This is a genomic window from Sphaerobacter thermophilus DSM 20745, from assembly GCF_000024985.1.
Lineage (GTDB): Bacteria > Chloroflexota > Chloroflexia > Thermomicrobiales > Thermomicrobiaceae > Sphaerobacter > Sphaerobacter thermophilus.
In genome coordinates, this window is sequence record NC_013523.1 from 143,178 (window position 1) to 161,833 (window position 18,656).

Annotated in this window: 13 protein-coding genes; 5 read left to right on the plus strand and 8 right to left on the minus strand. The window is 69.0% G+C overall.

Features of this window, described 5'->3' with window-relative positions:
- Window positions 1-355 precede the first annotated feature (355 nt).
- The 5 genes from STHE_RS00645 to STHE_RS00665 form a co-directional block, all read right to left on the minus strand.
- The gene (locus STHE_RS00645; protein ID WP_012870618.1) at window positions 356-2,413 is read right to left on the minus strand and encodes a thioredoxin domain-containing protein; all 2,058 of its coding nucleotides are present in this window, start codon (window positions 2,411-2,413) and stop codon (window positions 356-358) included.
- 94 nt (window positions 2,414-2,507) lie between these two features.
- Window positions 2,508-2,831 (minus strand): hypothetical protein, encoded by a 324-nt coding sequence (locus STHE_RS00650; RefSeq protein WP_148219856.1) that lies wholly within the window; start codon window positions 2,829-2,831, stop codon window positions 2,508-2,510.
- A gap of 279 nt (window positions 2,832-3,110) precedes the next feature.
- Complete coding sequence (locus STHE_RS00655; RefSeq protein WP_012870621.1) at window positions 3,111-3,863, minus strand: sortase; 753 nt, start codon at window positions 3,861-3,863, stop codon at window positions 3,111-3,113.
- 132 nt (window positions 3,864-3,995) lie between these two features.
- Complete coding sequence (locus STHE_RS18935) at window positions 3,996-5,798, minus strand: hypothetical protein (RefSeq protein ID WP_012870622.1); 1,803 nt, start codon at window positions 5,796-5,798, stop codon at window positions 3,996-3,998.
- A gap of 122 nt (window positions 5,799-5,920) precedes the next feature.
- Window positions 5,921-7,486 carry a hypothetical protein gene (locus tag STHE_RS00665; RefSeq protein ID WP_012870623.1) on the minus strand — a complete coding sequence of 522 codons (1,566 nt, stop codon included), beginning with the start codon at window positions 7,484-7,486 and terminating at the stop codon, window positions 5,921-5,923.
- A gap of 232 nt (window positions 7,487-7,718) precedes the next feature.
- Between STHE_RS00665 and STHE_RS00670 the strand changes: the two genes are divergently transcribed.
- Window positions 7,719-8,945, plus strand: coding sequence for a zinc-dependent alcohol dehydrogenase (locus tag STHE_RS00670; RefSeq protein WP_012870624.1), 1,227 nt, complete (start codon window positions 7,719-7,721; stop codon window positions 8,943-8,945).
- A 706-nt stretch (window positions 8,946-9,651) separates the two neighbouring features.
- Window positions 9,652-11,046 (plus strand): S8 family peptidase, encoded by a 1,395-nt coding sequence (locus tag STHE_RS00675; protein WP_012870625.1) that lies wholly within the window; start codon window positions 9,652-9,654, stop codon window positions 11,044-11,046.
- A 143-nt stretch (window positions 11,047-11,189) separates the two neighbouring features.
- Here STHE_RS00675 and STHE_RS00680 read toward each other — a convergent pair whose 3' ends face one another.
- From STHE_RS00680 to STHE_RS00690, 3 genes are all read right to left on the minus strand, one after another.
- Window positions 11,190-12,326, minus strand: a complete 1,137-nt coding sequence (locus tag STHE_RS00680) for a class II aldolase/adducin family protein (protein ID WP_012870626.1) — start codon at window positions 12,324-12,326, stop codon at window positions 11,190-11,192.
- 113 nt (window positions 12,327-12,439) lie between these two features.
- Entirely contained in the window at window positions 12,440-13,402 is a 963-nt protein-coding gene (locus tag STHE_RS00685) for a diacylglycerol/lipid kinase family protein (RefSeq protein WP_012870627.1), read from the minus strand.
- Window positions 13,403-13,738: 336 nt separating this feature from the next.
- Window positions 13,739-14,950, minus strand: coding sequence for a metal-dependent hydrolase family protein (locus tag STHE_RS00690; protein ID WP_012870628.1), 1,212 nt, complete (start codon window positions 14,948-14,950; stop codon window positions 13,739-13,741).
- A 643-nt stretch (window positions 14,951-15,593) separates the two neighbouring features.
- Here STHE_RS00690 and STHE_RS19500 point away from each other — a divergent pair.
- The 3 genes from STHE_RS19500 (at window position 15,594) to mreC (ending at window position 18,630) form a co-directional block, all read left to right on the plus strand.
- Window positions 15,594-16,496 (plus strand): M23 family metallopeptidase, encoded by a 903-nt coding sequence (locus tag STHE_RS19500; protein WP_012870629.1) that lies wholly within the window; start codon window positions 15,594-15,596, stop codon window positions 16,494-16,496.
- Between the two features lie 165 nt (window positions 16,497-16,661).
- Window positions 16,662-17,723 (plus strand): rod shape-determining protein, encoded by a 1,062-nt coding sequence (locus STHE_RS00700; RefSeq protein ID WP_012870630.1) that lies wholly within the window; start codon window positions 16,662-16,664, stop codon window positions 17,721-17,723.
- Between the two features lie 88 nt (window positions 17,724-17,811).
- A complete protein-coding gene (gene mreC / locus STHE_RS00705; protein ID WP_012870631.1) occupies window positions 17,812-18,630 on the plus strand; it encodes a rod shape-determining protein MreC in 819 nt (272 codons plus the stop codon).
- Window positions 18,631-18,656: the final 26 nt, after the last annotated feature.

The following is an 18,656-nucleotide window of genomic DNA, read 5'->3' on the forward strand; positions in this document are numbered from 1 at the left end:
TGACGTAGCGTCCGGGCCAGGCAGCGACCGGCCCAGCCGGTCCGGCGGCATTCTCGCTCCGACGTGCCACCGCCGGCCGGCACCGATTTCGCAAACCCCGTTCTATTCCTCTCCTCCTCAGCGAGGAAGCGGCCGTTGGCGGCGGCCGCTTCCTCGTGTTAAGGGAAGGTGCGTGTGGGGCGTGGTGTGTGTTGCGTCATACGTCACACGTCACACGTCATGCGTCATGCATCCCCCTCACCCCCAAGCCCCCTCTCGGACGGAGCCCACAAGGGGAGAGGGGGTGATCGCCTTGACCGTGCACGATCTTCCCCCTCTCCCAAGGTTGGGAGAGGGGGTCAGGGGGTGAGGGCCGTCATTCCACCGCCATACCAAGCTCGGCGGCGAGGTCGTGGGCGGTGGTGACCGGTTGACGGCAGGCGTAGTTGCGGCAGACGTAGGCGGTGGGCTGGCCGTCGCGCGCGGTGCGCCCGGCGAGCAGCGGGATGACCTCGTCCTCGCCGTCCTGGTCGGGGTGGCGCAGGGCCACGACCTGATGCGGCAGGTAGGGCTGCTGCACCACGGCCAGCATCTCGGCCATGGCCGGCACCTGGGGATCGCCCACGAGCGCGATCTCGTGCGCCTCGGCGAGTGCCAGGTCGGCTGCGCAGAGGAGCTGGCCGAAGCCGGTCGGTGCCTTGGCCGCCAGCGCGGCGAAGCGTTCCAGCACGGTCATGGCGCGCTGGCGATAATCGTCTTCGCCCAGGAGCAGTCCGAGCCGCAGCAGGGATTCGGCCATCAGCGAGTTGCCGCTCGGGGTCGCCGAGTCGAACGCGTCCTTGGGCCGAGCCACGAGCGGTGCATCGTCCGCCGAGGTGTCGAAGAAGGCGCCGCCCTCATTGTCCCAGAAGTCGGCGATGGCGCGGTCGGTCAGGTCGCGCGCCCAGGCGATCCAGCGGACGTCGAAGGTCGCCTCGTAGAGCGCGAGCAGCCCGGCGATGAGGGACGCGTAGTCCGCCAGGTAGCCGGTGATCTTCGCCTCGCCGTCCTTATAACTGTGGAGCAGCCGGCCGTCGCGGTAGAGGTGCGTGTGCAGGAAGGTGGCGTTGCGCACGGCGGCGTCGCGCAGGTCCGAACGGCCGAGGGCGATGGCTGCCTGGGCGAGCGCGCGGAGCATCAGGCCGTTCCAGTCGGTCAGGATCTTCTCGTCGCGGCCGGGCCAGACGCGCTGGGCGCGCGCTGCGTAGAGCTTCTCCCGTGCCGGGCCGATGATCTCGACCAACTCGTCGATCGTCAGGTCGAAGGCCGCGGCAACGGATTCCGGCGCCTCCGGCACGTGGAGGATGCTCTTGCCCTCGAAGTTGCCGCCGGGATGCACGCCGTAGTAGCGGGCGACAATCGGCGCCTGCTCCGGGCCGAGCACCGCCTCCAGCTCCTCGGGCGTCCAGACGTAGAACTTGCCCTCCTCGCCCTCGCTGTCGGCGTCCTGGGTGGAGTAGAAGCCCCCGTCAGGCGAGGTCATCTCGCGGAGGACGTACTCGATCGTGTCCAGGGCGGTCGCGGCGTAGAAGGGGTGGCCGGTTGCCTGGTAGGTGAGGGTGTAGAGGCGCGCCAGGAGCGCGTTGTCATAGAGCATCTTCTCGAAGTGGGGCACCAGCCAGGTCGCGTCCACGGCGTAGCGGTGGAAGCCGCCGCCGACCTGATCGTGGATGCCGCCCCGCGCCATCCGCTCCAGCGTCAGCTCCACGATGCGCAGGGCGGTGTCGGACCCGGTGCGCAGGCGGTAGCGCAGCAGGAACTCGAGCGCCATGGGTGGTGGGAACTTCGGCGCGCCGCCGAAGCCGCCGTTCGCCTCGTCGAACTGGCGCGCGAGCCCGCTGGCGGCCTCGTTGAGCAGAGCCGGGGTGATCGCCGTCTCGGGGAGCGACCAGCGGAAGTGCTCGGTGAGGTGGCCCTGGATGTCGTTGGCCGCCCGCTCCAGGTCGGCGCGGCGGTTCCGGTAGGCTTCGGCCACGGCCAGCAGCACCCGAGGGAAGCCGGGCATGCCGGAGCGGTCCTCAGGCGGGAAGTAGGTGCCGGCGTAGAACGGCTTGCCGTCGGGCATGAGGAAGATCGTCAGGGGCCAGCCGCCCTGGCCAGTCATCATCTGCGCCGCCGCCATGTAGACGGTGTCCAGGTCGGGGCGCTCCTCGCGATCCACCTTGATGTTGATGAAGTGCTGGTTCATCAGGGCGGCGATGTCCGGGTTCTCGAACGACTCGCGCTCCATGACGTGGCACCAGTGGCAGGCGGCGTAGCCGATGCTCAGGAGGATCGGCTTGTCCTGGGTACGGGCCGCCTCCAGTGCCTCCTCGCCCCACGGGTACCAGTCGACCGGGTTGTCCGCGTGTTGCAGCAGGTACGGGCTGGTCTCGTGCTGGAGTCGGTTGGCCATGTCGGTCTCCTGTCAGGAAGGGGGTACAGCAGAGGAGCCGAGGCGTCGCTCCCGGCTCCTCCAGCATAGCAGATACGGTTCCAGGCAGGCTGAATCAGAGACCGCCCGTCGCCTCCAGCAGGTCGGTGCCGATGGGGCGCGGGCGCGGGGAGGCTGCGCCCTCCGCGAGGCACGCGATGATGTCCGCGATTCGCCCCTCCGGGAGCGCGCGTTGGGTATACTGCACCACGCCGTCGAGGGTGAACCCCTCGGCCAGGGTGAAGCGGACGCCCGGGGAGACTTCCCGCTGGAACATGAAGCAGACCGATCCGGGCCGGCCGGCAACGATCTGCACACTGTCGGTGTCGGCCGTGAGGGTGACGGTATCACCGCCCCGGGCCCGCAAACACTCCGTCAGGATCTCCGCTGTCGTCATCATGGCTCGTCTTTCTCGGCACCACCGGTGGCCGTGCCACCTGGTGGCGCTGCGGGAACCGATTCGGCCAACCGATAGCCAAGGAGCGCAGATTCCGTGCCGGACTGCGGCGGGGCATGCTGATCCGGCACCGGATTCAGCTCTCGTGGAACGATCCGGCGAATGGCCCCAGCGTCGACGCCTACGCTTCGCTCCGGCTCAGGTCAGCCGGACCGACGACATGCGTGACGACGCAGCGGGAGACGGCGTGGATATTCGTGCTGGTCGTGCTCGGTTGAGCGTCTACGGCGTCATGGCGGTCTCCTCCGGATGTGCGACGACAATCAGCCGGTGATCGTTGACGAGCGGCGGCCAGCACGAGACGAGCGTCACGCGCTCGTCCTCGGTTGGGCCGATGAACGCGCCGGCCGCGAGCCGCTCGGCGAGTGAGGCGCCACGCTCCTTCCGGTAGTGGATCTCCGTCACCCGATAGCGGTGCACCGTGCCGTCCTCGGTGCGGATCAGGACCGGATCACCGAGCGCGACCTGGTCCAACGTGCCGAAGACCGTACCCTTCCAGTCGCTGTGTCCGGCGATCACGATGTTGCCCGGCTCTCCCGGACGGGCCGACGTGTCATGGTAGCCTGCCGCGTACTCGGCGACCTCCCACTCCAGGACGGGCTGCCCATCGATGGTGATGACGTGGCTCGTGACCGGCACGATGCCGACATCGATCGCCGCCGAGGGGATCGACAGATGGGTCGGAGCGGCACGCCGAGCCTCCGGATCCACCGGGCTCGCACCGTCCGCCGTGGCGGGAAGGTCGGTGCGTGCCCGGTTGGCCGGCTCCGGGTCGGTGCTGCCGGACTGCGACGCGACGGCGCCTGTCACGTCGGCCTCCGGGGTCTGTGTCGCTCCGGGCGCGGCGGTGGGCTCGACGAGCGTCCAGATCGCCGCTGCCAGGGCGACACATCCGATCCCGAAGAGCGCCCTGCGGAGCAGCGTCCGGGCAAGCGTGTCGCCGTTGCGTGTCCGTTCCTCAGGTGCCTGCGTCATGGTTCGTATCCCTCTGCCGTTTCACCGGTCTCCACCGGTCACTGGCCCGCTCACTGTCGTCTGGAGACGAGTTGAGCGGCGCCGGGTGAGGTCGGGGAAGGTGCGCACGCGCACCTTCCCCACCTGCCGGGGTTACCGCGGCTGTCGGGATAGACGCAGCCCACCAGCGATGCTGAGGAGGCCGAGGAACAGGAGCCACCAACCAGGGTTCATCCCGGAGTTCACCGGCGTCTCCGCAGCCGTCGCCACGACCGGCTGACCTGTCACCGGCAGCAGGCTCGGGATAGCGTCGACGTCCGCCTTCGGGGCGGCGTGGGCGATGGGGCTCACCCGACCACGGCCGGTGCTGGGGCCACCCGGGCCACCGTGATGGCCGGTGCCGGGGCCGACGGTCCCGTCGCCATCCGAGCCGTCGCCGGTGCCGTTGCCGTCACCGTCTCCGGCGCCATCCCCGTTGTCGCCAGTACCATCGTCGGTACCGTCATCGTCGGAGCCATTCCCAGCGCCGGGGTCGGTGCCGTCGCCCGGCTCATCGTCATCGCCGGTGCCGTTGTCGCCACCGTTGTCTCCGTTGCCGGGGTCGTCGCCGTTGTCGTCCCCGTTGCCCGGATCGTCACCATTGTCGTCGCCGTTACCCGGGTCGTCGCCGTTGTCGTCCCCGTTGCCCGGATCGTCACCATTGTCGTCGCCATTCCCCGGGTCGTCACCGTTGTCATCCCCGTTGCCCGGGTCGTCGCCATTCCCGGGGTCATCCCCGTTACCAGGATCATCCCCGTTGCCCGGGTCGTCCGGCGTGACGCACCCGTCCCCCGACTCGGTCGGGAGCAGCCCCAGGTTCAGGCAGACGTCCGCGCCGACACCGATGTCGCCAACGCCGGCGTCGATCCCGGCGTCAACGACCAGGTCGAGCAGACCTCCGCCTGGACCCGAGCCGCAGCGGTCATCCTGGGTGCCCAGGACGACGGCATCCAGGCACACGTCAGTGTCCAGATCGATGGGCGGTAGCCCGTCGACCAGCCCGATGTTCGTGTCGAGGTCGAGGTCCACGACGGCGCCGATGAGCCCGCTCTGACCCGAACCTGGCTCGTCGGCACAGTTGTCGGTGCCGTTGACCAGCGCCCCGAGATCGAGGCACAGATCGGCGTCCACATCCGGCTGCTCCGAGTCGGGACCGAGCGGCAGATCGATATCGAGGCCGACCTGGGCCGTACCATCGAGCAGCCCCGAGCCCGGCTGATCGGTGCAGCTATCGGTGCCGTCGATCAGCGCTCCAACGTCGAGGCAGATATCGGCGTTCACGCTCGACGAGTTGGGCCCCAGCGGCAGATCGATGCCGATGTTGAGATCGATGTCGCTATCGAGCAGGCCCGCGTCGGGAGCGTCGGACGGCGTGCAGTCAGCGCTCACCTGAGCCCCGAGCACGTCCACGGTGCCGCACACGTCGATGTCGACGATGGGGCCCGCCGTCGGGTCGGACAGGTTCGTGCTGAGATCGACGGTCGGCGCGACGGTGATCACGCCGGGCACATCGATCGTCGGCGTCCCATCACCGACGACCTGATCGACGACGTCATCGACGATGTCGACCACGTTGTCGACCAGCCCGGTGATGGCGTTCTCGGTGTTCTGGCCAGTCTGGCCGAGAACGCCGTCGAGCGTGTTGATCGCCATGCCGGTGAGTCCGTTCACGGCGGTGGTGGTCTCAGTGTTCCCGGCGGCGTTCTCCTGCACCAGCGACTCAGTGGTATTCGTGACAACCGTGACGGTTCCGTCCGTGACGGCGGTAACGGTCTGGTTTACTGCCTCGATGGTCGCGTCCAGGTCCAGTCCCAAGCCTTCCTGAGCCTGCGCGGTTTCGGCCGTCATGGCGTCCGCGACCAGCAGGCCGAGGACCAGGGCCACGACCATGCCGAGGCCGGCAAAGAACGTTCGCATGTCGGTGTACTCCTCGTATCCAGATCTCCCTGGCTGTGTGGCCTGGGCGATCTGTCGGCATGTTCCGATGCAGTGGCTGCATGGCGAATCACACGGCGCGATTCACCACGCGGTGCACCGGTCTAGCCGGGAGGAGTCGGGATGGTTTGCAGGATGCCGCTGGGGATGCCGCTCCGAACCCACTGTTGGGCTTTGTGACCCGCAATGAGGCTCAGTATGGTCAACAGGAGGATGGCCGCCAGCGGGCCCTGGAAGTCACCGGCGGACGCGCTGCTGTTGCTGGACGCCGACGAGCTCACCGGTGACGTAGGCGCCGGCGCAGGAGCCGTCGGGCCATTCGCCGGCAGCGGCGTGGATGGCACCGGCGACGGGGGCGCGCCGCGCAGGATGCGGTCGAGCTGCTGCGGACCGACCGGATTGGCCGCCGGATGCGCGCGCATCACCTCGAAGGGGACTACGACCAGCGACTGGCCCGTCGTGGTCGGCGACGCCGCGCCCAGGTCGGCTGGATTCGCCGTGACCAAGTCGGCTGGATTCGCCGTGCTCGGGCGGGTCGTGACCGGCGCCGGCGTCGCGCCACCGGTCGGCAGTGCTGGCGTTCGCGGGCTTGGGGTGGGCTGCGTGATGGTGTCGCCCGGCACCGGCACGATCGGCGCGGTGCGATGTGGCGGTGTCAGACTCGGTTGCACAGGGTTTCCTGGCTGAGCCGGAATGACCGGCCACGCGGGCGCACCCGGCGCGGCGGGATCGCCCGGCACGCCCGGTATTGGAGTACCCGGACCGCCCGGCACCGAGGGAATCGGCTCCTCCGGCGTCGGCACCGGCGCCTCCGGTGTGCCCGGATTGTCGGGATCGGGCAGCGGCGCGCCCGGGTTACCCGGCGCGGGCGTCGTCGACCCGTTCGGCGGCGTCAGCGCATCGGTTACCGGGTTGAGAATCGGATCAGTCAAGACCGGCACCGTGTTCCCCAGGATGGGTTCGGTAATCGGGGCGACCACGTCGTTCACCACCGTATTCACGGTGTCGGCGGTGCCACCCAGGATCGGGGCCAGCACCGGCTCTGACGGCAGGATCTGCTGAACCGGATCCAGCACCGGTTGGGTCGCCGGCAGCGTGTTCCCAACCGTGTCGATGAGGTCGGAGGGAACGGTGGTCAACGTCTCATCGACCAGCGGGACGGTCGTATCGACGATGGTGCCGGTCATGTCCACGAGCGGCGCAACCGGCTCGGTGACGGCGTTGACGAGGCTGGCCGCCGACTGCGCCGTTTGCTCGACACTGGTCGTGGTTTGCTGGAGAAGGTTCGGAACGAGTGTCTCGGGTGACTGCTGGAGCGACGTGACAGCCGCGTCGACGATGTCGCCTACGGCCTGCGTCGTTCCTTCCACGGTATTGACGGTCGCGTCAACCACCGACGGCACGGTCGAGGGGTTGGTCAGGTTCCCGACGGTCTGGTTCACGCCGGTAGTCGTTGTGCCGACCGTTGTGTCGACGGCATCCGTCACCGGCGCCGCCGCCGGGATCACCGTCGACACAATGTCGGTGACCGCGCCCGTGGTAGTCTCGACCACGTCGGTGAGGGTGTTGGTGAGGTCGCCGAGCAGCCCGCTGGCCTCCGCGTCCTCACTGAAAGCGAAGGCGGCTGTGAGAGCGATGAGTATGGTGACGATGCGAACTGTTAGTCTCACAGTATCAGTATCGAATCCTGACGATACGGTATTGATGGGGCGATCATACGCTCTCCGACTCGTGGTTGACATAGCAAAGATGGGCTATCGGCACAGGACGAAAGCACCAGTACGCCCCGTGCCGAAGACACGCCATCGTGATGCGCAATGTCTTGGACGACGCGGTGGGATCCCCGTACACTGAGCCGAGCTGGAGCGGTGGCACTCCGGTGCGGCCGGAGAGGAGGGTGCGGTGCAGGCGCTGCAGTTCAGCGACAACATTCCCCGCTATGTGCTGTCGAAGGTCGTCGGGCGAGGCTATCGGAAGGTGTTCTGGAGCGACCTCGCCTGCTTGCAGTTGCGAGACGTCCCGCCGCCCCGGCTGCCGACCCCGGAGTGGGTGCGCGTCAAGACGCGCTACGGTGGCATCTGCGGTAGCGACCTGGGGACGATCCTCCTCCACACCAGCACCGCCACCACTCCGTTCGTGTCCTTCCCCTTCACGCTCGGCCACGAGAACGTGGGCACGATCGAGGAGATCGGGAGCGCCGTCGAAGGGTTCGCCGTCGGGCAGCGGGTCGTGGTCGATCCGGTCCTCGGCTGCGAGGTGCGCGGCTTCCGCGACCTGTGCCCGGCCTGCGCGCGAGGTGATCGCAACCTCTGCCTGCGCTTCCGCGAAGGGACCATCGCCCCCGGGATGCTCACCGGTTTCTGCCGGGACACCGGCGGGAGCTGGAGCCCCAACTTCGTCGCCCACCGGTCACAGCTCGTCCCGGTGCCGGATAGCGTCTCCGATGAGAACGCGCTGATGGCCGAGCCGTTCGCCGGGGCGCTGCATGCCGTCCTGCGCAACCGGCCGGAGGACGATCAGACGGTGTTGATCCTGGGTGCCGGGGTGCTCGGCCTCTGCACCATCGCCGCCATCCGCGCCATTGGCTCGCGCGCGCTGATCATCGTCGCGGCGCGCCACCCGCTCCAGCGGGAGATGGCCGCGCGCTACGGGGCCGATGTGATCCTGCGCGAGACACGCGGCGTCGATCTCTACCGCGCGGTCGCCCGCGAGACCGGCGGCGACGTGCACAAGCCCGTGATCGGCAAGCACGTCGTGCGGGGCGGTGCCGACCTGGTCTTCGACTGTGTGGGGTCGGACGAGACGCTCGACGACGGCCTACGCCTGACCGGCCCGGGCGGCAGGCTGGTACTGGTGGGGCTGGCGGCGGTGCCGAGCGGGGTGGACTGGTCCACCATCTGGATGAAGGAGATCACCGTCCGCGGCACCTACTGCTACGCGATCGAAGAGATCAACGGCGAGCGCATCTCGACCATGGCGCTGACGGTGCGTCTGATGGCCGAGGGGAAACTCGACCTGGCGCCGCTCGTCACCCACCGCTTCCGGCTCGAGGACTACCGCGAGGCGCTGGACACCGTCACCCGCAAGGGCCGCAGCGGCGTGATCAAGGCAGTGTTCGCGTTCGACTGAAGCCTCCTGCGTGTCCCGGCTTCCGTGTTCGGTGTTGTGTCCCTCATCTCCAAGGGCACGGAGCAGGGGACACGCAGCACACAAAACCCCATCGAACTATCAAGTCCACCTCATCCCGCCGTGCGACGTCGCAGCGTTGGCAAGCCTCTGACTGAGGTGCCTCGTGCCACTTCGCCCGAACGGGCGGATACGACTACAACGCAACATCGAAACATGGAACGAAAGATGCGATACTCGTTCCATGCGAGTTACACTGATTCGGCTAGGCGCTTGTGTCCCGGTCATCCTGAGTGGAGCCGGAGGCGGCGACCAGCCGCCCCTGGCGCAGCGAAGGATTTCTCCGCCGCGTGGCCGATCCGAGGCGAGATCCTTCGCTCCGCCGCCCGCCGCTCCGCACCAGCCGGCTCCGCTCAGGATGACAGCAGCGCGGGAGCGGGTGGCGGGAGACGAGATTCATTCGCACCTGATCGTGGTGGCGTGCGAAGCCGCACGGGGCTGAGCCAGGGAGTGGCGCTGGCAGCGGATCGGTCATGCGGTTCGCTGTCGGTCGGGAGAGGAGGTGTGGCCGGAGACCAGCCGTGGGGGAGCGGCCGACGGACCAGGCGTCTCTTGTCGCCGTGCCGTCGTGCCGTTGGTCAGGTCTTCAGGTCGCAGCGCCCCGCCGTGTGGCGGGGGCTGCTGCCAGGTGAAGGGGAAGGATCCCACGATGCGACGCATTCTCACGCTCGCGGTGTTGCTTGCTCTCACGCTGAGCCAGCTTGCCTTGCCGGCCAGCGCTGCAGGTCCGGCTCGCTCCTATCTGATCCTCACTCAGGGAAACAACATCCCGCCCGGTCTCGCGAGCCAGGTGGAGTCCCAGGGCGGCACGGTCACACGCGCGATCCCGGAGGTAGGCGTCCTCGTGGCCCAGAGCGCCGATGCCGGGTTCGCTTCCAAGGCCGCGCGCCTCGGAGGGGTGCGCTCGGTCGTCCCCAACGTGAAGCTCCGATGGACGCAGCCGGTGGCCCCGGTCACCCTGAGCGCCGCCGAGGCGGCCGCGATTGAAGCCGACGGCGTGACCGACCCGTTCCTCGCGCTGCAGTGGGGCCACACGGCGGTCAAAGCACAGGAGGCATGGGCCAAGGGCGTACGGGGCGCCGGGGTCCGGGTGGCAGTGCTCGACACCGGTATCGACGCCTCCCACCCCGACCTTGCCGGGCAGGTCAACCAGGAGTTGAGCATCTCGTTCGTCCCGGGTGAGGACTGGACCCATACCCCGGGCACCGGCTTCAGCCACGGGACCCACGTCGCCGGCACGATTGCGGCCGCGGCGGACGGGAGTGGTGCGGTCGGGATCGCCCCTGAGGCGGAGCTGGTCGGGGTGAAGGTCCTGTCGGATGCGGAAGGCACCGGCACGTTCGAGGCGGTCATCGCCGGGATCGTCTACGCCGCCAACATCGACGCCGACATCATCAACATGAGCCTCGGCGCCGTGCTCGCCCGCAGCGGCTACTGTGATGAGGAGGGCTGCGTCAGCGCCCGAGAGGTGCAGGAGTTGATGACCGCGCTCGGGCGCGCTACCACCTACGCGTACCAGCAGGGCACTACGATCATCGCCTCGGCCGGCAACGACGCCATCAACGGCGACAAGGACAAGGACGGCCTCCATGTGCCGTCGGATGCCCCACATGTCCTCTCGATCTCGGCCACCGGGCCGCTCGGCTGGGCCCTCGACCCGTCGACCGACCTCGACGTTCCGGCGTTCTACACCAACTATGGCCGCTCGGTGATCGACTTCGCGGCTCCCGGCGGCAACGTCGACTTCGCGCTCGAGGAGTCCGGCCTGTTGTGCTTCGTCGCCGGGGCCCTTGCCCCGTGCTGGGTGTTCGATCTGGTCTTCAGCACGATTGAGGATGGCGGCTACGGCTGGGCCGCCGGGACCAGCATGGCCGCACCGCACGTCTCCGGCGTCGCGGCGCTGATCATCAGCCAGAACGGTGGCTCGATGAAGCCGCAGCATGTGGAGCGCGACCTGCGCGCCGCGGCGGACGACCTGGGCCAGCCCGGGAACGACCCCTTCTATGGCAAGGGCCGGGTCAACGCGGAGCGGGCGATCCGCTAGGCGCGGAGCCCACCCCAGCATGACGACGGGCCGCCCAGCCAGGGCGGCCCGTTCCGTGTTCGCTCGATCGATGCGTCATGCGTGTCCCGTGGCCGTCGGCGCGGTGCCTGCCACGCCGCTCGGGCAGTGGTGCCGCTCGACGGCTACGACATCGGCACCTGGGGGATGATCTTGCCCTCGATGCGCTCGAAGATCTCGTCCAGGCTGTGTCCGGTGATCGTCACACCGTGGTTCTTGAGCCCGATCACGGCGCGGCTCGGGTCCGGCTCCTGGCGGACCAGCTCGGCCACGGCGGTCGCGAGCTGGATCGTGCCGCAGGGGTAGTTGATCTCGGTCGAGCGAATGCCGTCCATCCAGGCGTGGACGTGCACGATGGCCCCGACTTCCGGGTGCTCGCGGTAGATCATCCAGTGCTCGATGGCGTCGACGGAGACCCGGCGCGGCTGCACGTTGGGTGGCACGCTCAGGATCATGGCCGGCGTCTCCGGGTCGAAGTCGGAGACGAGCAGGATATCCCGCCCGATCACCTCCAGCTTGCTCTTGTCGACACCGCTGGCGCTCATCCAGAAACGCTTCTCGTCCTTGCGCGCACTGAGGTTGCCGTAGCTGAGCCCGCCGATGCCGTAGAGGCGCATCACATGGCGCAGGTCACGCGGGCCGAGGATCTCGTGGATCGGGAACGGAGCCGGCAAGAGGTTCATGGCGTCCAGCTTCTGCCCGGCCCGGGTGAGCTGCTGCGTGATCTCGTCGCCGTTCCAGAGTTCCTCTTCCAAGTCGGTCTTGAAGATGTTGTTGATCACCAGTTGCGACGAGGCCAGCGGCTGGATGCGATCGTAGATGCGGGCGAAGAACTCGTCATCCTCCCCCGGGGTGTACGTGACGACGTAGTGCCCTTGCTCCATGGTCAGGAAGTGGGCTTCCAGCCCGTTCTCGCCCCGCGCCAGGAGGATACCGAGGTTCGAGAGCGCTCGAACCAGGTACGGGTAGCCGGTCCGGATGAAGTCCTCGGGGTAGTAGTCCAGATCGACGATGGCCGTGACGAACGTCGCCTGCGCCTTCCGCCGGTACGGCTGCGGGTTGTCCGGGTCAACGACGTTGAGCACGAGCCGGATGTCCGGGACTGGCTTTTCGTGGTAGGTGTGGCCCCGGCGCAGCAGTTCCCGCTTCAGCCCTTCGGCGAACCAGCGCTGGGTCTCGGTCCGCAGCTCGCCGATCACGGAGAAATCCGGTGCGGCTGCCTGGTTGGCGTTCAGAAGAGAGTACCCGGTTTCGACAGTCATGGTATTGTCACCAACTCCCTGCACTCGCGGGCTGGATCGGGTCCGCCACGAGCGACGTCCCGGCGCCGCGGTCGCGGCGCCCGCTGGGATTCTTGCAGATACTGCGCCCCGGGTCAACGGCGCGAAGTTGCCGCAACCGGCATGGTCAGGTCGTTTGCGGCTCGCACACGGAGGGAACGGGGCAAGACGACGGCGCGGATATCGGTCGCCCCAGGCTGCTCACCGTCGCACTCGAAGAGCAATGTACCCTCTGCCTCGACCATGACCTCCCGGCCAGTCAGGTGGAGCACCGCCGCGTGCCCGATGTGCCGCCCCCGGTAAACCCGCGGCAGGAGCGACCCGAGCAGGATCCGGCGCGGGACCTCCCGCAGCACCAGCACCTCGAACAGCCCGTCAGTCAGCGAGGCCATCGGGGCCATGTCCATGCCGCCCGCGTGATAGCGGCCGTTGGCAAGCACCACCATCCCGATCGGCCCGTGGAATATCGTCTGGCCGTCGACCACGACGCGCGCGACGTGGCCGCGGAAGGTGAGGATCGTCCGTGCCGCGCCCAGGAAGTAGGCAAGGAACGGGCCGAGGGCCTTGGACGAGCGGTTGAGCAGTGCGGCGGTTTCCGCGCCGAGGCCGACATCGGCCACGTTCAGGAAGTAGCGGTTGCGGGCGGCGCCGTCCTCCTGATAGGTGATCCGCCCGACGTCCACCGTGTAGACCTTCCCGTCGGTCAGAACCGACAGGGCATGGTCGGTGTTGCGGATGCCGAGGGAGCGGGAGAAGTCGCGCCCTGTGCCGCAGGGGACGACGGAGACGACGACGTCGGGCGCGAGCGGTCGGCCGTCGTCGAAGAGACCGTTGACCACCTCGTTCAGCGTGCCGTCGCCGCCCGCCACCAGGATCTCCCGCGCGCCGCCGAGGACGAGGTCGCGTGCCAGGCGAGTCGCGTCGCCGGGGGCGCTCGTCAGGTGTTCTCGGACGGTGATGCCCCGGGCGCGGAGGCGCCCAGCCACGCCCGGCCAGACCCGCCGGTTGCGGCCGTTCCCCGAGGCGGGGTTGATGATGGCGTCGACCTCCTGGATCATCCGGCTCCCTCGTGTATGCATGTGTGTAATGGCGGCACGCGTCTACCGCCCGGCTCGTAGTCGGGCGCCTCGAGTGCTGGCGCGGGTCGGATCGCGCGGGCTCCGAACCCGCCCCTACGTGCACGTTCGAGACGGGTGGACGACGCGGGCTGAGTATATCGGGAATGTCCCTTCCCGCGGAAGGGGCGGGGTCTGCGTCGGCCGGGGTGTCCAATGCCGGTCGGTGCCCGGGGGTTTACCCCCGGGCACGCGCCACGGCGTCCGGATCTTCACATCGCCATGCTGGAACAGGAACACGGCGCGACGTTGCCCTCCCCGGCGCCCAGCCGGCCGTCCCTACATGGGCCGCACGGTGAGCCGGCCGCTCTGCCAGACGTGGGTCACGTGTCGCAGGGCGGCGACGCTGGTGGTGGGGTCTCCCTCGACCAGGATCAGGTCGGCCGCCAGCCCGGCGCGCACCCGGCCGATCTCGCCCTCCAGACCCAGAGCCTCGGCTGCGATGCTGGTGGCCGCCGCGAGCGCTTCTGTCGGCGGCAGCCCTGCCCCGACCAGGCACTCGATCTCTTCCACCAGCGACGGGTGCGGGGTGCCCGGGGACCCGGCATCCGACCCCGCGCCGATGCGCACCCCGGCGTCGCGCGCGATGGCGACCGCTTCCCGGTGACGCTCGACGATGGCCCGGGCCTTGGCGCTGGCGTACTCCGGCACCCCGGCCGCGCCCGCGACCTGCTGGTAGACGAAGAGCGTCGGCACCAGGATGGTGCCCGCATCGGCCATGCGCCTGGCCTGCTCGCGGGTCAGGAAGTGGCCGTGCTCGATGGTATCGACCCCGGCGTCGAGGCAGTTGGTGATCCCCTCCTCACCGATGGCGTGCGCCGCGACCTTCACCCCACGCCGGTGGGCCTGCTGGGTGATGATCGCCAGCTCCTCCGGCAGCAGCTCCACGTCGTCAACCGCCTCTCCGGCCGCGCGGCCATAGACCCCGCCGGTGGCGGAGACCTTGATGACCTGGGCTCCGGCGAAGAGCTGGGTGCGAACTCCCTTCAGCGCCTCGGCCGGGCCATCCACCATAAGGCCCCAGAAGGGATCGTGGCCGCCGGTCATGATCAAGGTGCGGCCGGAGGCGACGATGCGCGGGCCGGGCACCCACCCGGCCGCGACCGCTTCCGCCAGGCGGATCGCCAGGTCGTGAGGCGAGCCCAGGTCGCGCACCGTGGTGATACCCGCGTCGCGCTGCGCCAGCCCGTGGCCCACACTCCGGAGCAACGTCTGCTCCGGCGTCTCCAGCGCCAGGGTCGCGACCGGATCGGCGCCCGCGCTCCAGGTCAGGTGGACGTGCAGGTCGATCAGCCCGGGGAGCAGCGTGCGGCCATCCCCCGCGACCAGCCGTCCGCTGCTCCGTGCCTCGCCCAGCAGGCTGGCCGGCACCGCACCCGCCGGCAGGATGTCCGCGATGCGGCCGGCGTCGATGACCACCGTGTGGCGGCCGTCCAGGAGCCGCTCGCCGTCGAAGATCGCCACGTCGTGGATGACGTAGTTTGCTGCCACCGTCGTCTCTCCCTCGCCTGCTCCCTACCCGTGGATTCCGCGTCGAATCGGTCGGTTCCGCCGCCGACCGCGACCGGTCACACTCTACCGCACCGCCGCAAGGGTGCGCACGTACGCGGGTTCCTGGGTTGACAGCCGTGGAAAGCGGCTGCTATCCTGGCCCCGCGCTGGTGCGGTCGCATTCTGGGGGACGTGCCGGCTCGGGGGGAGATGCCGGCGCAGGCGACCGCACGCGACATCGGGGGAGGAACCGGGAAGGGTGCGGGATCGCTGGGAAGACCAGCGACGCGACCCGGTGCATGGTGCTGGGTCGACGCTCGCCGGGACACATGACGTTGTGAGATTCGGCTGGCGTCCGTGGGAGGACGTCGGCAATGGCGGGGACGCGAGCCCCGCCGCATCGCCGCCCACACCGCCGGAGACGTCCGGGTCCCCGGAGTCTCCCCGTCATCCCACCCCCGAAACACCGCTCCCCGCTTTCACTGATGCTCTGCCGATCACTCCAGAGGTGACGCCGCGCCGGTCGCGACTGAGCGCGCGGCTCACGCACGCAGTGGTGCTCGCCGTCACGGTCGCGGTGGTGGCTGGGGGCGGATTCTGGAACCGCGCCCCGGTCCCAAGCTAGCCGGGCGGCAGCGATGTGATGCGGTATGCCTCAGTCGCGAGCGCGGGCGGGCCGGATTTCTCCATCCCGGCGTTTGGCGGGGTTGGCCTGAGCGGCTACCTGAGCGCTGCGGGTGTGTCGGTCACGGTGCCCCAACTCGAGGTCGCCACCTACATGACGGTCGAGGGGCAGACGGTGGCCGACGTGGCGCGGGAGACCGGCCGCACGGTCGAGACGCTGCTGGCCGCCAACAATCTGATGGATGCCGAGAGCGAGTTGCCGGCCGGTACGTCGCTGCGGGTGCCGCCGACCGACGGCATCCTGCACACGGTCGTCGAGGGCGACACCGTCGAGTCGCTGGCCGCGACCTACGGGGTGGAGCCCTCCGCCATCCGCGACTATCTCCCGAACGGGTTGAGCGCCGGGGCGCCGCTCGTGGTCGGGCGCGATGTCATGATCCCCGGAGGGACGCGACCCGCGCCGCTGCCCATCCCGTCGCGGGTCGCCGTTGCGCCGCACGGGCCGACGCCGATCGAGCCCGGCACGCCGGCACCCGAAGCACCGGAGGTGGGCGTTGCGACCGGGTCCTTCATCTGGCCCACCGAAGGCATCATCACCCAGTACTTCCACGAGGGCCACAGCGGGTGGGACATCGCCAACCAGATCTATACGCCGCTCTACGCGGCCGACGGCGGGGTGGTCACCTTCGCGGGCTGGAATGACTACGGCCTGGGCTACGCCGTCAGCATCGACCACGGCAACGGCTTCGTGACCTGGTACGGCCACCTGGCCGAGGAGCCCGCGGTGTCGGTCGGGCAGCCGGTCGCGCAGGGGGACTACATCGGCCCGATGGGCAGCACCGGCTACTCGACAGGGCCGCACTTGCACTTCATCATCGAGCTCGACGGGGTCTACCAGGACCCGGCGCTGTACCTTCACTAGCGCGCCGTGCCGGGCTGCTCGCGACCGTATGGTATAATCCGGCCGCCTTGGTACTGGCACGGATGGGGACGGTCGGGGGACCGTCGGTGCCGGGCGCGACGACGGGCGGCCGCTCCTGCCGGGGGCGACTGCCGATGCACAGGGGGGTAGGAGGTCCCATCCGGCATGATCCGACCGCTCAGCGCGCTGTTCGGCCTGTTCAGCCGCGATCTCGGGATCGATCTCGGGACTGCCAACACCCTCGTCTACGTGCGCGGGAAGGGCATCGTTATCTCCGAGCCGTCGGTCGTCGCCGTCGATAAGAAGACAAGGCGCGCCCTCGCTGTTGGGGTCGAGGCGAAGGCGATGGTCGGCAAGACGCCGGAGACTATCGTGGCCGTCCGCCCGCTGAAGGACGGGGTCATTGCCGACTTCGACACCGTCGAGATGATGCTGCACTACTTCATCCGCAAGGTGCACGTGCAGCGCTTCATGGCCCCCCATCCGCGAGTTGTCATCGGTATCCCCAGCGGTGTAACCGAGGTTGAGAAGCGCGCTGCGAAAGACGCGGCGCTCAGCGCGGGCGCGCGCGAGGCGTACACCATCGAGGAGCCGATGGCGGCCGCCATCGGGGCCGGCCTGCCGATCAACGAGGCAGTCGGCAGCATGATCGTTGACATCGGCGGTGGCACAACCGAGGTCGCGATCATCTCGCTCGGTGGCATCGTTGTGAACTACTCGATTCGCGTCGCGGGGGACGAGATCGACGACGCGATCATCCAGTTTGCCCGACGAGACCACAACCTGGTGATCGGCGAGCGAACGGCGGAGAACGCCAAGATCGCTGCCGGTTCGGCCTACCCGCTTGAAGAAGAGCGGCGCGTCACGCTGCGCGGACGCGACCTGCTCACCGGTCTGCCAAAGGCGGTCGAGGTCAGCAGCGTCGAGATCCGCGACGCCATCTCCGGCCCGGTCAACACGATCATCGACCTGATCAAGACCTGCGTCGAGGAGACGCCGCCCGAGTTGATCGCGGACATCATGGAGCGCGGCATCGTGCTGGCGGGCGGCGGGGCGCTGCTGATGGGCCTCGACAAGCGTTTGCAGGCGGAGTTGCGGATGCCGGTCTACCGCGCGGACGACCCGTTGACCTGCGTGGCGCGGGGTACCGGCCGCGTGGCGGAGGCGCTCCACCTCTACCAGCGGGCGCTCGCGGGCGGGCAGGAGTTGCGCCGGCCGAGCCGGTAAGGAGCTCGGATTCGGTCCGTCGGGCGGAATAGGGAGGGGAGCGGGCACGCCGGGCCTTCCCGGCAGTGTGCCGCGAGAGACGTAGCCTATGTTGTCGCTGACACTCCGCCAGACGGCTATCCTCATTCTGCTCTTCGTCGTGACCAGCAGCGGCCTGATCCTGCTCGACCAGCGCAACCGGCTCGACCCGATCCGCACCGGTGCCGAGCAGGTTCTCGGCCCCCTCAATGACAGCTTCAACCGCCTCGGCCGGGCCATCGGCAATCTCGGCACGGACGATTCGGAGCTCGCGCGACAACTCGCCGCTGTCACTGCCGAGCGCGATCAACTCCTGGCCGAGAACGTGCGGCTGCGCCAGCTCGAGCAGGAGGTGGTACAGCTCCGTGAACAGCTCGGCTTCCAGACGGCACACGCCGAGTTGCGCACACTCCCGGCGACTGTGATCGGTCGCGACCCCGAGGGTTCGCGGCAGTATGTCGTGATCGACCGGGGGAGCAACGACGGCGTCGCGGTCGGCATGGCCGTCGTCAGCCCGAACTTCTTCGTCGGCCAGGTCACCGAGGTGGCGCCGGATCGCGCCCGGGTGACGCTGGCGATCGACTCCTCGTATCAGGTCGGCGGGCTGATCCAGCGGAGCGGGGCCGACGGTATCGTCTACGGCCGCTGGCAGTCGGGTGGCCACATGACCCTGCGCTACCTGGACCCGGCCGCCGACGTGGCCGAGGGGGACCTGGTGGTCACCTCCGGCCAGACGGCGCGCGTCCCGGCGGGGCTGGTGATCGGCCGGGTGACGCAGGTCCACCGGAACGTGCAGGCCGACACCGTCAGCGCCGACCTTGCCCCGATGCTCGACTACAGCCAGCTCAGTACCCTGACGGTGATTCTCGGCACCGCCGACGGGCAGTAGGCTCGTCATGACACAAGGACGGACAG

Excerpts from the sequence above, each read along its gene's own strand:
- STHE_RS00650 (WP_148219856.1), bottom strand. The coding sequence starts at position 2,831 with ATGATGACGACAGCGGAGATCCTGACGGAGTGTTTGCGGGCCCGGGGC.
- STHE_RS00655 (WP_012870621.1), bottom strand. The coding sequence starts at position 3,863 with ATGACGCAGGCACCTGAGGAACGGACACGCAACGGCGACACGCTTGCC.
- STHE_RS18935 (WP_012870622.1), bottom strand. The coding sequence starts at position 5,798 with ATGCGAACGTTCTTTGCCGGCCTCGGCATGGTCGTGGCCCTGGTCCTC.
- mreC (WP_012870631.1), top strand. The coding sequence starts at position 17,812 with ATGTTGTCGCTGACACTCCGCCAGACGGCTATCCTCATTCTGCTCTTC.
- STHE_RS19500 (WP_012870629.1), top strand. The coding sequence starts at position 15,594 with ATGCGGTATGCCTCAGTCGCGAGCGCGGGCGGGCCGGATTTCTCCATC.
- STHE_RS00645 (WP_012870618.1), bottom strand. The coding sequence starts at position 2,413 with ATGGCCAACCGACTCCAGCACGAGACCAGCCCGTACCTGCTGCAACAC.
- STHE_RS00675 (WP_012870625.1), top strand. The coding sequence starts at position 9,652 with ATGCGACGCATTCTCACGCTCGCGGTGTTGCTTGCTCTCACGCTGAGC.
- STHE_RS00680 (WP_012870626.1), bottom strand. The coding sequence starts at position 12,326 with ATGACTGTCGAAACCGGGTACTCTCTTCTGAACGCCAACCAGGCAGCC.
- STHE_RS00685 (WP_012870627.1), bottom strand. The coding sequence starts at position 13,402 with ATGATCCAGGAGGTCGACGCCATCATCAACCCCGCCTCGGGGAACGGC.
- STHE_RS00700 (WP_012870630.1), top strand. The coding sequence starts at position 16,662 with ATGATCCGACCGCTCAGCGCGCTGTTCGGCCTGTTCAGCCGCGATCTC.